The organism is Pseudoalteromonas sp. 78C3 (assembly GCF_002836695.1).
Classification (GTDB): Bacteria; Pseudomonadota; Gammaproteobacteria; order Enterobacterales; family Alteromonadaceae; genus Pseudoalteromonas; species Pseudoalteromonas arctica.
Map to the genome: position 1 here is coordinate 1 of NZ_PJAV01000169.1, position 14,576 is coordinate 14,576.

Annotated in this window: 16 protein-coding genes; 10 read left to right on the plus strand and 6 right to left on the minus strand. The window is 37.9% G+C overall.

The window, feature by feature from the left end; genetic code table 11:
* Positions 1-81: 81 nt before the first annotated feature.
* A complete protein-coding gene (locus CXF76_RS16645; RefSeq protein WP_081709170.1) occupies positions 82-1,599 on the minus strand; it encodes a capsule assembly Wzi family protein in 1,518 nt (505 codons plus the stop codon).
* Positions 1,600-1,810: 211 nt separating this feature from the next.
* Between CXF76_RS16645 and CXF76_RS16650 the strand changes: the two genes are divergently transcribed.
* Together CXF76_RS16650 and CXF76_RS16655 are read left to right on the plus strand one after the other, a co-directional pair.
* Positions 1,811-2,881, plus strand: coding sequence for a hypothetical protein (locus CXF76_RS16650; RefSeq protein WP_101164175.1), 1,071 nt, complete (start codon positions 1,811-1,813; stop codon positions 2,879-2,881).
* Positions 2,881-3,966, plus strand: coding sequence for a glycosyltransferase (locus CXF76_RS16655; protein ID WP_101164176.1), 1,086 nt, complete (start codon positions 2,881-2,883; stop codon positions 3,964-3,966). Before CXF76_RS16650 ends, CXF76_RS16655 begins: the two co-directional genes overlap by 1 nt.
* Positions 3,967-3,982: 16 nt before the next feature.
* Here CXF76_RS16655 and CXF76_RS16660 read toward each other — a convergent pair whose 3' ends face one another.
* Complete coding sequence (locus CXF76_RS16660) at positions 3,983-4,711, minus strand: 3-deoxy-D-manno-octulosonic acid kinase (protein WP_007584712.1); 729 nt, start codon at positions 4,709-4,711, stop codon at positions 3,983-3,985.
* Positions 4,712-4,833: 122 nt separating this feature from the next.
* Here CXF76_RS16660 and CXF76_RS16665 point away from each other — a divergent pair, with 122 nt between their 5' ends.
* The 6 genes from CXF76_RS16665 (at position 4,834) to glpG (ending at position 10,095) form a co-directional block, all read left to right on the plus strand.
* Positions 4,834-5,892 (plus strand): glycosyltransferase family 9 protein, encoded by a 1,059-nt coding sequence (locus CXF76_RS16665; protein WP_024591458.1) that lies wholly within the window; start codon positions 4,834-4,836, stop codon positions 5,890-5,892.
* Entirely contained in the window at positions 5,892-6,455 is a 564-nt protein-coding gene (gene gmhB, locus CXF76_RS16670; RefSeq protein ID WP_024591459.1) for a D-glycero-beta-D-manno-heptose 1,7-bisphosphate 7-phosphatase, read from the plus strand. The genes CXF76_RS16665 and gmhB overlap by 1 nt, the downstream gene beginning before the upstream one ends.
* 169 nt (positions 6,456-6,624) lie before the next feature.
* Positions 6,625-7,818 (plus strand): glycine C-acetyltransferase, encoded by a 1,194-nt coding sequence (locus CXF76_RS16675; RefSeq protein ID WP_024591460.1) that lies wholly within the window; start codon positions 6,625-6,627, stop codon positions 7,816-7,818.
* Between the two features lie 50 nt (positions 7,819-7,868).
* Entirely contained in the window at positions 7,869-8,894 is a 1,026-nt protein-coding gene (gene tdh, locus CXF76_RS16680; RefSeq protein ID WP_007584716.1) for an L-threonine 3-dehydrogenase, read from the plus strand.
* A 68-nt stretch (positions 8,895-8,962) separates the two neighbouring features.
* Positions 8,963-9,280: a thiosulfate sulfurtransferase GlpE gene (gene glpE / locus CXF76_RS16685; RefSeq protein WP_024608044.1), complete on the plus strand. Its 318-nt coding sequence runs from the start codon at positions 8,963-8,965 to the stop codon at positions 9,278-9,280.
* Positions 9,277-10,095 carry a rhomboid family intramembrane serine protease GlpG gene (gene glpG, locus CXF76_RS16690; RefSeq protein WP_024591461.1) on the plus strand — a complete coding sequence of 273 codons (819 nt, stop codon included), beginning with the start codon at positions 9,277-9,279 and terminating at the stop codon, positions 10,093-10,095. Before glpE ends, glpG begins: the two co-directional genes overlap by 4 nt.
* A gap of 3 nt (positions 10,096-10,098) precedes the next feature.
* On the opposite strand, the gene CXF76_RS16695 is transcribed toward glpG, so the two are convergent.
* On the minus strand, positions 10,099-10,497 hold the full coding sequence (locus CXF76_RS16695; RefSeq protein ID WP_007584719.1) for a flagellar basal body-associated protein FliL: 399 nt from the start codon (positions 10,495-10,497) through the stop codon (positions 10,099-10,101).
* Positions 10,498-10,651: 154 nt separating this feature from the next.
* Here CXF76_RS16695 and CXF76_RS16700 point away from each other — a divergent pair, with 154 nt between their 5' ends.
* Together CXF76_RS16700 and ubiA are read left to right on the plus strand one after the other, a co-directional pair.
* Positions 10,652-11,191 (plus strand): chorismate--pyruvate lyase family protein, encoded by a 540-nt coding sequence (locus CXF76_RS16700; RefSeq protein WP_101164177.1) that lies wholly within the window; start codon positions 10,652-10,654, stop codon positions 11,189-11,191.
* The gene (ubiA, locus tag CXF76_RS16705) at positions 11,188-12,066 is read left to right on the plus strand and encodes a 4-hydroxybenzoate octaprenyltransferase (protein ID WP_007584721.1); all 879 of its coding nucleotides are present in this window, start codon (positions 11,188-11,190) and stop codon (positions 12,064-12,066) included. Before CXF76_RS16700 ends, ubiA begins: the two co-directional genes overlap by 4 nt.
* Before the next feature lie 37 nt (positions 12,067-12,103).
* On the opposite strand, the gene CXF76_RS16710 is transcribed toward ubiA, so the two are convergent.
* From CXF76_RS16710 to CXF76_RS16720, 3 genes are all read right to left on the minus strand, one after another.
* Positions 12,104-12,724: a 2OG-Fe(II) oxygenase gene (locus CXF76_RS16710; RefSeq protein WP_007584723.1), complete on the minus strand. Its 621-nt coding sequence runs from the start codon at positions 12,722-12,724 to the stop codon at positions 12,104-12,106.
* A 92-nt stretch (positions 12,725-12,816) separates the two neighbouring features.
* Positions 12,817-13,701, minus strand: a complete 885-nt coding sequence (locus CXF76_RS16715) for a LysR family transcriptional regulator (RefSeq protein WP_007584725.1) — start codon at positions 13,699-13,701, stop codon at positions 12,817-12,819.
* A 377-nt stretch (positions 13,702-14,078) separates the two neighbouring features.
* Positions 14,079-14,501, minus strand: coding sequence for a DUF2721 domain-containing protein (locus CXF76_RS16720; protein WP_007584730.1), 423 nt, complete (start codon positions 14,499-14,501; stop codon positions 14,079-14,081).
* Between the last annotated feature and the right edge of the window lie 75 nt (positions 14,502-14,576).

The following is a 14,576-nucleotide window of genomic DNA, read 5'->3' on the forward strand; positions in this document are numbered from 1 at the left end:
TGATTTAGTTTGCTTAAAAAATACAAAAAAGGGATGAAAACACTGTTTTCATCCCTTTCTTACTTTTAATACGTTACTTTATTAAAAGTTATATTCGTACTTAGCAAATGCAGAAGTATCGTTTTCAGCGCCGTCGTTGTTAGACGCAAAAGCACCTAAAGTGACGCGTCCTCCCATAGAAAGCATTCTGTAACGCAGTTCTAATTGCTTAGAGTTAAACCCTGTTTTAGTAATAGAATTGCCTAAATCTGGGTTGTTAGGGTAAAGGTCCCTGTTATCGCTGTTGTAATCAACACTACGTAATTTTACCTGCCAATCGTTTCCATTAGATAACTGACCTAGCAGAGTTAAAACGACTGATTGTGCATCGTTATCGTAGGTTGAGCCAATTGTACGACCATGGTATCGGTAGCCTGATCTATAAGCCGACAACTTATCATCATGCTCATAGTAACAATTTTCAACTTTTGATTCAGCTTGGCATGAAACACCAGTATCTATATATTCAACATTTACTAATATGTTCTGAGCGTATATGCGTTGTGTTGTTTGAATACCAAAAAGATATGCTCTGTCGGAAGGCTTAAATTGAGAGCTTGCGTCTTCACCTATAGTGCTAATGTAGATTGCATATGGGTGTGTTAACAAGGTATCAGACCAGCGCATATCAATACCAGCCAGTTGATTACCTATTTTTGACTCAAATTGACTGTCACAGCTGTCATTACCATCTGTGCAAGTTGTTTGGCCAGTTATAACATCAATAAAATCACCCGCAGAGCTAGGTTGTCCATCGCCAGCCCATTGTGCAGACCAGCTAAGTGCAATTTCTAACTGTTGAATAGGGCGAAAATTAACACGAGTACTCCACAGTAAAGCATCAGGTATAACACGCGTAGACTCAAGTTTAGCCATTTGTGCAGTAAAGCTCCATTGACCAATCCAGCTCAGCCATGGTGTCTCGAAAGCAGTACTTTTTTCTCTGGTAACACTTAGTGCAGGTAAAGGTTTCGCATTACCTGACATAATTAAGCTGTTATCAACACCAGGTCCCCAAAATTGTTCAACAGCACCGGCTCTAAAAATCCAGTTACCTAAACGGTAAGCTAAGTAACTATCATCAAGTGAGGTATCGTTACAATCGGTTAAAGCTTGCTCGTTGGTAACTATATCGTCAGTCGTTTTTCCATCAACTAAACACTTTTTACCGTCTTTTCTATAATTTATAGCTACTTTAGCTGCAAAGTTATCGCCTAAATAAGCGTAAGCTGCAGAAAGCTCTGTTTCTTGAGTATTTGTTGCACCAAAGCTTGTTGCTATGATTGGATCTGTGGCTGCAAAAGCTGATAATTGAAGACTATGTGAGCTATTATTTTCTGATTTATATCGATGTTTAACGCGAAGTAAAGCATCTTGTAAGCTTGGAGATAATTGCTCCAGCGGCATACTTTCCACATCGCTTATAAAACTTTTCCACATAAGCGGATAGGTAGTTACAGGAGCTAAAATAACACCGGCATCAGCTAATTGTTGAATATCAGCTCTTAGACCATAATCATCGGGTTTTACCCATGGCTCAGCATTAACTGATGCGCTCATAGCGCAAAAAAGAGTAGAAAGTAGAAAAATTCTGTTTCGCAAAGTTCAGATCCTTGTGATTAAGATTGCGGCTAAGTTTATCAATCTAAGTCTGCTATTGCAGTAAATAATCAAATTTATAGAGTTAATTTAATATATTAAAATGTAACCTGTCTATCGTAATAAGTATCTGATTGATATACTGGAGCTCAAATAGGACATTGAGAATGCAATGAGCAACAAACGACTTTTATTTATTCCAGTATCATCACCAGAAGGCATTGGTGAATATATGCGCTCGTTGTTGTTGGCTCAAAGTTTAAAGGCAGAACTTGCAGATTCTCTCGATATTCACTTTATATTAAATAAGCATACAAGCTATGCAAAAGATTGTCCTTTTGAAGCCACACTACTCGAACACTCAGCGACTAAAGAGCTTGATTTTGTTTGCGAGTTTATAGAGCAATTTAAACCTGATGTCGTTGTTTTTGATTGTGCAGGACGTGCAGGGCATATGAAGGCGGCTAAAAAGGTAGGCGCTAAAGTTATATTCATTTCTCAGCATGCAAAAAAACGTGCTAAAGGCTTAAAACTTAACAGAATTAATTTAATTGATACACATTGGGTTGTACAGCCTGATTATTGTATTGAGCCACTTACATGGGCTGAAAGTACGAAGTTAGACATGTTTCCCTTGGCACATCCTCGAAATGTAGGTCCTTTTGTTACATTTGCCTCTTGCGCGCAAAAACGTGATGTTTTAAATCGCTATAACTTAGTACCTGAAGGCTATTTTATTGTAAATGCTGGCTCAGGCGGCCATAGTGTAAATAACCTAAACTGCGCTGATGTATATTTTGAAGCTGCACTTAAAATAACTAAACTCACAGGCTTAAAAGGCGTTGTTGTTTTTGGTCCAAATTATAATAAAATCATTCCCAAAAGTGATGAGCTAATTTGTTTAACAAGCTTGCAAAGCACTGATTTTTTGGCATTAATGAGCCAAGCTAAAATCGCATTACTAAGTGGCGGCGATACCCTACTACAAGCAATCGCCGTTAAAACACCTATTGTTGCATGTGCTATCTCAAAAGATCAAAATACACGTTTGGATCATTGTGTTAATGCAGGTGTTGTCATAAAAGCAAATCTTGATATTGATGAAATCACTACGAAAATAGCTCAGGTTATTAGCGAGCCTTTCTATAATGAATTCGTTGCTAAATATAGCCAACTTGATAATACACATAGCTTCGATGTGATCACTAATGGCATAAAAAATATGCTTATAGGGGATCGCTAATGAATATAGTGATTGTAATTGATTCCCTAGTGGGTGGTGGTGCTGAAAAAGTAATGCTTACCCTTGCTGAGGAAATGGCCAAGTTACAGCACAGAATCACTATTTTGTCTCTTGCTAACTCTATTGAATATAATATCCCTGAAGTACTTAACGTGGAGAGTTTATTCGCACATAGGGCATCAAAAGTAGATCGATTTTGGCAGCGTAAAAATAGCATTTTAACACTACAAACTTGGTTTGAAAAAAAACAAAGCGAGCTGGGCAATATTGATTTAGTGCTTTCTAATCTTGATAGAAGTAATAACTTGCTCGCGCGTAGTAATATCAAAAATGTTCATTTTGTTATTCACAACTCAGTTAATGCAGAACTTGCACGTCAAAAAAAGTTAGGTCCATTTTCATACTTATACCTTAAAAAAAGTAAGCAAAATTTAAATGGTAAATCACTTATTTGCGTATCAAAGGGTGTTGAAAAAGAAATAATACAAGGGGATTTAATTAACCCAAGTGCAATTGCGACTATTTACAACCCGTTCGATTTTGAAAAAATAAGACAGCAAGCAAATGAGCAAAATAACAATATCCCAAATGAGCCCTACTTAATTCATGTAGGAAGACTCGCCAAACAAAAACGCCACGATATATTATTTGCAGCATTTGCAAAGCTTGATAAAAAATACAAGTTAGTACTTTTATGTAATAAACCGGCTAAAGCGCTAAAGCTTGCACAGGAATACGGCATAGAAAAACAGTTAGTAGTGCCAGGATTTCAACAAAACCCGTACAACTGGATTAAGCATGCCAAAGCTTTAGTGTTGAGTTCTGATTTTGAAGGACTTCCAACGGTATTAATTGAGGCTTTAGCGGTGGGTACTCCGGTAGTTAGTACTAATTGTACATTTGGACCAAGCGAGATATTAACAGGCGAGCTAAGTAAATATTTAGTACCCGTTCAGCAAAGTGAGGCATTAGCCAATGCCGTTAAGCAGGTGCTAGCAGATAAGCCAAATGTAGAAAACGCAGATATTCTAAAACAAGTACAGGCAGAGCAGGTTGCTCTGCAGTATTTAGCATTGGCTAACTAAGTTAACTTATATTAGGTTAACTTATATTAGCGAGTGCTTTGAGGTAGTTGCTATGCAGAGTTTGCCAGTCAGTCGCTTGCCAATTAAATGACTCGTTTCGACCTTGTTCTTTTAAAAATGAGCGCTCAAGTCGTTCCATATTACTTTGTTGCCACTGCACATTAGGCATTTTTATTTCACCTCTATCAAAGTCGATAATGTACACATCACCAGTATCATCAAACAAAATGTTATTAATGTTTAAATCGGCGTGATACACACCTTTTGAATGAAATAGCGCGATTGTTTTAGCTATGCGCTCCAACTCATCTTCGGTCAATGGGCGTTCAATTAATACATCGAGTACACTTTTAGCGCCTTTAACAGCCTCGGTAATAATATCACCACGATAAATTAATCCGCTGCGGGTTACTTTAGCTGCAATAGGGGTTGGTACGTTTAAACCAAGCTCTATAAGTTTACTCATTAAGCTAAACTCTTTATACACACGGGTTTGTTCAAGCCCAGGGTATAAATACTGATCGCTTAGCAATTTACCCACTAAGCCACCGCGCCAATAATGCCTAAGTACGGCTGTTAATTCGTCTTGCTTAAAAAACCACGCAGTTGCTCGACCTTTTTTAGCGCCCACAATTTTATTTTGTTGTTGCCAATAATTTGCATCAAACCAATCGAGGGTAATTTGGCTCGTGTATTTAGGGTGGCTTAATACAGTGTGATTGCCTTGCACGTGTTGTTTAAACATAGCTCTGCGTAATTGCTAAATAATGTGCCTATATTAGCGCGTTTTAAAGCTGAGGATAAGTGCTTGCAATAGCGTGATTATAATTTAAGATCGGCTTTTGTATTTAATACCTAAGGGAATGTGTGACTCAAGCTCCTAACTATTCATCTATTTGTATATTAAGACTTTCAGCCATTGGTGACGTATGTCATGGTGTGAGTGCTGTACAAGCCATTCAAAAAGCACACCCAAATGCAAAAATCACGTGGGTTATTGGTAAAATAGAAGCGATGTTACTTGCCGACTTACCGGGTGTTGAGCTGGTGGTATTTGATAAAAAACAAGGTAAAGCAGCACTTAAAAGCTTAAAGCAACGCTTTAAAGATCAACAGTTTGATGTACTACTTAATATGCAAGTTGCATTAAGGGCTGGGTTTGTAGCGCGTTGTATTCCTGCAAAAGTAAAAATAGGGTTTGATTGGGCGCGTTCAAAAGAATTGCACAGCTTGTTTATTAATAAACGAATAGCCCCAGAAGCTCAGGCGCATGTGCTTGAAGGCTTTAAAGGTTTTGCAAAAGCCATTGGTGTAGCTGATTATAAACCGAGTTGGGACATGCCATATACAGAGCAAGACCAAGCGGTTGCTGATGAACTACTAACACCAGAGTACCTAACTAATAAACTGTTAGTAATATCGCCAGCAGCAAGTAAAGCACAGCGCAATTGGCTCGCTGATCGTTATGCAGCATTGGCTGATTATGCAAATGAGCAAGGCTTTAAGGTGGTATTGACGGGGGGGCCAACAGAACTTGAAATTAACCTAGCAAATAGTATTGTTGAGTATAGTAAAACACCTATTTTAAATTTAGTGGGTAAAACGAAACTCAAAGAGTTGTTGTGCGTGTTAAAGCGTGGCAGCTTAGTGCTTGCGCCCGATACGGGTCCTGCACATATGGCGGTAACGGTTGGTACGCCGGTTATTGGTTTATACGCACATTCAAACCCAGCACGCACAGGTCCTTACTTATACCAAGACTACGTGGTAGAGGTTTATCATCAAAATTTGCTTAAGCAAACTGGTAAAACAGCTGAGCAAGTGCCGTGGGGTACGCGCGTAAAAGGCGATGATTTAATGAGCCAAATTACAGTTGATGACGTAAAAGCGATGTTTGATCATGTTGTACAAAAAGAGTCTTTGTAATGAATGCACAAAAAAAAAATAAAGCACTTTTTTTAGACCGAGATGGCGTAGTAAATGTTGACCATGGTTATGTGTATCAAAGCGATAAATTTGAATTTATTGAAGGTGTTTTTAGTACTTGTAAAGCATTTTATGATGCGGGCTATAAAATCATAATCGTCACTAATCAATCTGGAATTGGCCGAGGTTATTACACCGAAACTGATTTTTTAGCACTAACTGATTGGATGAAAACCCAATTTAGCGATCACAGTATTGAAGTTGCCGATGTGTACTTTTGCCCTCATCACCCTAAAAAAGCGCACCCTGAATATTTGAAAGAGTGCAGTTGCAGAAAGCCTGCGCCAGGGATGTTATTGCAAGGCATACAAGAGCATAACATCGACCCTGCTTGCAGTATAATGGTGGGCGATAAACTCAGTGATATGCAGGCTGCGAAAAAAGCAGGGATCACTACTCGCGTTTTAGTGCGTTCAGGTCAAAGCTTTGATGAAAGTGCCAAGCAAGAGGCTGATTTAATTATCGATTCTATAAACAGTTTACCTGCACTTTTAAAGACATAAATAGACTAAACAGATTAGCCTGTAAACTGGCAGGAATTCCTTCCAGTTTAGGGCGTTTGCGACGAACTGCAAACCGTGCATTTTCCCCATTAAACTTTTACAATACCCCCCATAATAAACAGTCGCTTAAATGTGGTTGTTTACCCGTTCAAATAAATGGAGAACACAGATGAGAGCATCTGCTTTTTTTAGCCAGCTACAACAGCAAATTGAAGACGTAAAAACCGAAGGTTTGTATAAAAGCGAACGTATTATTAAATCTCAGCAGCAAGCTCAAATCGAAGTTGCGTCAGGTAAAGTAATCAACTTTTGTGCTAATAACTACTTAGGTTTAGCTAATAGCCCAGAGCTAATTGAAGCTGCGCAAAACGGTTTAAATAATCATGGTTTTGGTGTTGCGTCTGTTCGTTTTATTTGTGGTACGCAAGATATTCATAAAACACTAGAGAAAAAAATCAGTGAGTTTTTGGAAACTGAAGACACCATTCTATATTCTTCGTGTTTTGATGCAAACACCGGTTTGTTTGAAACTATTTTAGGCGCAGAAGACGCTATTATTTCTGATTCGTTAAACCATGCATCAATTATTGATGGTGTACGTTTGTGTAAAGCTAAGCGTTTTCGTTATGCAAATAACGACATGGCTGATCTTGAAAAGCAACTTATTGCAGCAGATGAAGCTGGCGCTAAAACGAAACTAATTGCTACCGATGGCGTGTTTTCTATGGATGGCGTTATTTGTAATTTAGAAGCTGTGTGCGACCTAGCTGATAAATATGATGCACTTGTAATGGTTGATGACTCTCATGCTGTTGGCTTTGTTGGCGAAAACGGTAAAGGTACACCAGAGTACTGTAATGTATTAGACCGTGTAGATATTATTACCGGTACATTAGGTAAAGCGCTAGGCGGTGCATCAGGTGGTTATACATCAGGTAAAAAAGAAATTGTTGAATGGTTACGTCAGCGCTCACGCCCATACTTATTCTCAAACTCATTAGCACCTTCAATTGTTACTGCATCAATTAAAGTACTTGAAATGCTAGAAAATGGCGGCGAGCTTCGCGCTAAACTTTGGTCAAATGCTAAATATTTCCGTGAGCAAATGGAAGCTGTTGGTTTTACGTGTGCAGGTAAAGATCATGCAATCATCCCTGTAATGCTAGGAGATGCCAAAGTAGCCTCGTTAATGGCTGATAAACTACTTGCTGAAGGCATTTACGTCACTGGTTTTTCATTCCCTGTAGTACCAAAAGGGCAAGCGCGTATTCGTACACAAATTTCAGCAGCGCATAGCATTGAGCAACTCGATATTGCTATTGATGCATTTACCCGTATTGGTAAAGAAATGGGCGTTATTTAATTTTATTTTAAACCGAAGCCTCGCTTCGGTTTTTTAGTTGAGTGTGGATTATGAAAGCATTATCTAAATTAAAAGCAGAACCGGGCATTTGGATGACAGATGCACCAAAGCCAGAAGTGGGTCATAACGACTTACTGATTAAAATTCGTAAAACAGCTATTTGTGGTACCGACGTACATATTTACAAATGGGATGAATGGGCAAGTAAAACGATTCCTACTCCTATGGTTGTTGGTCACGAATATGTTGGTGAAGTCGTTGATATGGGCCAGGAAGTTCGTGGCTTTAAAGTAGGCGATCGCGTATCGGGTGAAGGTCATATTACATGTGGGCATTGTCGTAACTGTCGTGCTGGGCGTGTACATTTATGCCGTAATACAACGGGTGTTGGCGTAAACCGTGAAGGTGCATTTGCAGAGTATTTAGTTATTCCTGCATTTAATGCATTTAAAATTCCAGATAATATTTCTGACGAACTGGCTTCAATTTTTGACCCGTTTGGCAATGCAGTTCATACCGCATTATCGTTCGACTTAGTTGGCGAAGATGTACTTATTACTGGTGCCGGCCCAATTGGTATTATGGCAGCAGCGGTTGCAAAACACGTTGGTGCTCGCCACGTCGTTATTACCGACGTAAATGAATACCGCCTAGACTTAGCCCGCAAAATGGGTGCATCACGTGCTGTAAACGTGGCAAGCGAAAAGCTTGAAGATGTAATAAAAGACTTAGGTATGACAGAGGGCTTTGATATTGGTCTTGAGATGTCAGGTGTGCCAAGCGCTTTTAATTCAATGCTTAATAACATGAACCACGGCGGTAAAATTGCCATGCTAGGTATTCCACCATCTGATATGGCAGTTGATTGGAACCAAGTTATTTTTAAAGGTTTAGTGATTAAAGGTATTTACGGTCGCGAAATGTTCGAAACGTGGTACAAAATGGCAAGCTTGATTCAATCTGGTCTTGATTTGAACCCAATTATTACACATCAGTATTCTGTGGATGACTTCCAAGCTGGCTTTGATATGATGATTTCAGGTCAGTCAGGTAAAGTAATTTTAAACTGGGATTAGTTCCTAACTAAATTACAAGAAGGGCGGCTTTAGCCGCCTTTTTTATACTATTAATTAAAGAGACTTCAATGGCATTTAAACACATTTCTATAGCGCAAACGTTAGAACTTCTAGATAAAGAAGACGTTGTAATTGCAGATATTCGCGATCCAAATTCGTATCAAGCTGGTCGTATTCCAGGCTCAGAAGCACTTTCTAACGGTAATATTGCACAATTTATGATGGAAAAAGAATTCGAGCAGCCAATTATTATTGTGTGTTACCACGGTATGAGCTCTCAGGGCGCAGCTAGTTATTTAGTTGAGCAAGGTTTTGAAGACGTATACAGCATGGATGGCGGTTTTACTGCTTGGGAAGCGTCTTATAGCGAGAAAGTAGAACGATGATAGAGCTTGGCAGTTTAAATAACCCACGCGCCGCACAAGGCTTTATAGATTATTTAAAAAGCCAAGGCCTAGATGCAAAGATACACTCAGCAGATGGCAGTAATGTCATTATTAGCGTGACTGAGGAGGACTTTCATCAAGTTCAGCCTTTATGGGTTGAGTTTACACAAAACCCTAATCATGAAAAATACCAGCAAGCATCTTGGGATGTAGGCAGCACACAATCGCCGCTTAAATATCAAGGGCAATCACTTAATCTTATGGCGCGGTTTAAAGCGCTTAGCTGGCTTAACCAAACTGTTAGCATATTGAGTATTGTTATTTATGTCGCTTTTTTATTGGGTGGATTTGATGAAATTTATACAGTTCTGCAATTTAATCCATCACAACCACTAAGCTGGCTAACTCCCGCGCTTGTGCATTTTAGCGCGATCCATATTGTGTTTAATTTAATTTGGTGGATGTCGCTTGGCGACAATATCGAAAAGCAATGCGGAAAACTCAGCTTAATAGGTTTGTTTTTAGTGACTGCGCTTATTAGTAATTGGGCGCAATACCTAATGGTTGGTCCCAACTTTGGCGGTTTGAGTGGCGTAGTATATGGGTTACTTGGTTTTTGTTGGATTCATAGCTTTTTAAATCCGAACAAACCTGCACTGGTTAGTACGGCTATTGTTGGTTTTATGTTGATTTGGTTAGTGCTTGGGTTTGCAGATGTATTGTTTGTAGGTATGGCTAATTGGGCGCACTTAGGTGGATTAGTTAGCGGTATGGCTTTTGCCTACACCGCCAAAGTATTTAACGCAAAACGTTAAATACTAATGATATAAATATTTAGTGAACAAGACTTCACGGATGATCTCTTGTCCTGTTTCTTCTTTTAAGAGGCTTTTTAGTTTTTCGGCGCACTTTGCGCGTATTTCTTCACGGCCAGTAAGGGATTTTATTTTTTCTTCTGGCTCTTTAGATAAAATCTCTACTAGGGCATCACGTAGTAATGGCGTGTGGTGCTCTACTACTGCAATATCTGAAGTGTCATTAAGCATTAAATCAATAGTTACACGTACATAGCCCATTTTTTTACTTGATGCGCCAATGTAGTTGGTGATTATATCGGGCTCAAAACCAAAATAACCAACTGTAGATTCAGCACGAGCTGTAAAGCTTATGACACTGACAAAGAACGTAAAAAGACCTGCGTATACTATTTTTTTCATATTTAAAGCGTTTCTTAAAACTTGTTACAAATAGTTTATACTTAATAGTGGGTAATAAACAGCGCCAAGCTATTATTTATGGTTATAAAACATCACTTTTTCAAAAGCTTTGGCAATGGTATCATCTCGTTGTTTTTTATTTTGTTGAGCTATTGTGATTACTTATCCTCTGTCTATATCTGCTAATTGGCAGTCCACTTCATATGTAAGTGACTTATCTCCTCTAGAGCAAGAATGGCTTTTTGAACCTAATTCTTTAACTGCTAAATTAAAAAGTAAATCACAAATTTTTAGTGTAAGAGTATTAAGCGAGCAGTTATTTACTTTAAGTCTAGAGCAAAAGTTATTACTAAACTGTAGCGCTAAAACAGCTATTAATAGAGAAGTACTCTTATTGTGCGATAACAAACCTGTGGTATACGCACAGAGCTGGCTTCCTAAAAATGATTCGATCAATCCTTTGCACAATATGGGTGAACGACCTCTTGGTGATGTGATTTTTCAAGACCCAGCACTAAAACGAACGGATATAGAAATTGCTTATTTTGATGCCAAGCACCCCGTTCAGCTATTAGTTGCAAAATTAAACCTACCCGAAAAAAACTTACTAGGGCGTCGAAGTGTATTTTCACTCAAAGAATATAAATTTTTAGTGTGTGAAGTGTTTTTACCAGGAGCATATTTATACTCATGAAATTAGCCGCTTTAAAGCCAAAACATATTTCTTACTATATACAGCTAATGCGTATAGATAAGCCCATTGGTACCTTGTTATTACTTTGGCCAACATACTGGGCTTTATGGCTTGCTAATAGTGGGATGCCGAGCTTACTTAACTTTATTATATTTACGCTGGGCGTTGTTGTTATGCGAAGTGCAGGGTGTGTAATTAATGATTTTGCAGATAGGAAAATAGACGGCTCTGTAAAACGCACAGCTCAGCGGCCGCTAGCTTCAGGGCGGGTTAGTAGTGGTGAGGCACTTAGCCTATTTTTACTACTCATAGTTATTGCGTTTATTTTAGTATTAATGCTTAGCGTTAATACTATTTTGCTTTCTTTTGGTGCTTTGGCTTTAGCCTTTTGCTACCCTTTTATGAAACGCTATACACAATTACCACAAGTTGTTTTAGGGGCTGCATTTGGTTGGTCTATTCCAATGGCCTATATGGCTTCAATAAATGCATTACCGCAGCAGGCATGGTTATTATTTATAGCCAACATTTGCTGGACAGTCGCTTATGACACTATGTATGCGATGGTTGATAGAGATGACGATTTAAAAATAGGGGTAAAATCAACCGCTATTTTATTTGGTAAATTCGACCGCCACATAATCTTTTTACTTAATGCTGTATTTATAGCGCTGGTTGCGTTTATTGGTATAAGTAATCATTTAAGTGTCGCGTTTGGCGTTGGTTTGAGTGTAGCAGCTGGTTTATTGGCATATCAACAAACGCTTATTCATAAACGTGAAAGAGATGCCTGCTTTAAAGCATTTTTAAATAATCATTATGTGGGCTTGGCTATCTTTATAGGGTTATTACTTTCATACCCAATAGCATTTTAAAGCCTTAATAAAGGCTGTTAAAATTCTCTATTTAGAGCTATCGGGGTGGATCAATAATGCCGCTAATAGAGGCATTTTTTCTAAACCATCCAGCAATAGAATAGCGTTCGTCAACTGCAGGAAGCACTTCATGAGCAAAACGTTCGCTTTCAAACATAACCAATGTGCCAGCAGTTGGTTTAATGGTTATTTCTACTTCTTTACTTTTAGGTTTATATATAACAAGTTCGCCACCTTGCTCTGGCGTATTTAAATAAAGCACCGTTGTAAATACACGATTAGATCGACCTTTAAATGCATCTAAGTGTTTTTTGTAAAAATCACCCTGTGTATATTTTGCATAATGGCATTCGTAGTCAAATAGCCCCATAAAAAAGCTACGATTTAACGTGGTTTTTATACTTTGCATTATTGCTTGATACGTAAGCTGTGCTTGAGAGCTGCCGTCAAACCAATAGGTTTTGTCAGTGCGAATAGTTTTATCTATTTGTAAGTTATTTAATCGACCAATACCGGCAAGGCTAAAGTGGGGGTTTATACGGTGACAATCTGCAACTAAATCGTTAACTAAATCGGCAATAAGCGCGTTATGAATTACGGTGTATCCTTGGCGTTCTATATCATCTAAATAGACATCAGGACCAAAAAGTGTGTTCATTCACATCAGCTGTTTAAAAAAGGTGCGACAGTGTAGCCGAAAAGCGATTTAAAGCTACTGTTTATTGTGCCGCACTTTTTCAAAAAGAAGGGTTAGTTAAATGCAGCTCCCGCCTTTTTTATAAGCGACAACAAGTGTTCTACATGTTCGGTAATAGACGTTTGTTGGCTTGTTTGTACAACGAGTTGTTCGTGATTTAAATCTTTATTTGTTTTTAGTTGCACGAGTTCAGAGTTCTCTGCGATTGTGTTTGCATGCTCAATGCTTGCAATAGCAAAGTGATCTGATTTAACTACACCAGCCATTACTTGCTCAATGCTACCCACTTTAATACTTGATGATTTATTTAAAGAATCAATTGCTTCATTAAGCATAGTTTGCACTTGTTTAGATTGAGAGAAGCAGCCAAACATAGGGTAGCTATCAAGATTTTGCTTACTTATATCGTTTTTATGTGCAAGAGGGTGATTTTTTGAAACAAATAATACAAGCTGATCAGGTAAGTGAATGTCACTGCCAATACTATTAATAGCTTGAGAGTATACACTTATGTCTATTTCACCTTGTTGGAGTCTGCGTGTTAGCTCTTGTTGATCTTGTAACTGCATTTCAATTTTTATATGAGGATATTGAGCTAAAAACTGTCCACAAGAAATAGGTACTATGCTGCTTGCCTTATTGGTATAGCCAATAACAAGTTTTTCATTAGCATTACCGTTTACTGATTGAAAAATCCGTTTTTTCGTTAGCTCAAGTTCCGATAGAGTCGTTTTAGCATATTCAAGGAAAAGTTCGCCTTCAGGCGTTAATTTAACAGAACGAGTTGAGCGTTTTACTAACTCATATCCCATTTCATTTTCAAGTGTTTGAATGCTGCGCGTTAGCGCTGAAGTACTAATTTGGGTTTGTTCAGCTGCTTGTCTAAAGTGACGTAATACACCAAGTGCTACAAATTGCTCTAATTGTTCAAATCTCACTTTATAGTCCCTTTTTATAAGTAAGTCGCAGATACCACGGATATCAAATATATTAATTTTTATTCTAAAGTTTAGTAAAATTATATATTGAAATACGGTTGCAAGTTCATACGTGTTTCCAGCAGGATACCCCCCTTTTAGTATTAATTAAAGAGGAAAGCGACCAAATAGTATTACTTTTTTAATTGATAACTAGTTGTTTATTGTGTTTTGTCTATATTTTTGCAATTTACTATCTAGGCAAAGTTATTTTAACTCAGTGGGTTAGTTAGGAGATTGGAATTTAATTGTTCTAATTAATAAAAAAGTACGCCCCAAAATAGGGCGCACATATAACATGATTATGACAAATAATAGGGTGTTTTATCTATAAGAGTTTATTTTACAAAATTTCTATTTATTCGGCTGCTTAATGGTTTATTTTCAATGCTTTGTAGTTCTATTTCAATCGCATCACAGGAAATATGTATTTCGAATAAAGACGTTAATAACGATAAACTTAAGCAAGCTAAGCTAATGCCAAATAAAATAATCCCTGTGGTATTAAATTCAATAAATAAAGCAAACATCGAAAATGTACACAGTAAAAAAGAGGCTACGCCGTATACCTGCATTGTTCTTATTAAGTTTATTCGTTTACGTAAGTTAGTGATTTGAGCGACTACAACAGGTCGGATAGATTCACCTTCGCGCGCATTTAACTCCCTAATTAATTGCGCTAAAACTAAAAATCGGTTTGTATAGGCTAATAATAGCAGCGATATGGCCGGAAAAAGTAAGCCCGGGGTTGTAAGTGTCATGTTTATTCCTTAAAAGTGCAGCATGCTAATAATTTAGCGTAGGATATTGTTAACACAAAATAAATGAGGTGAATA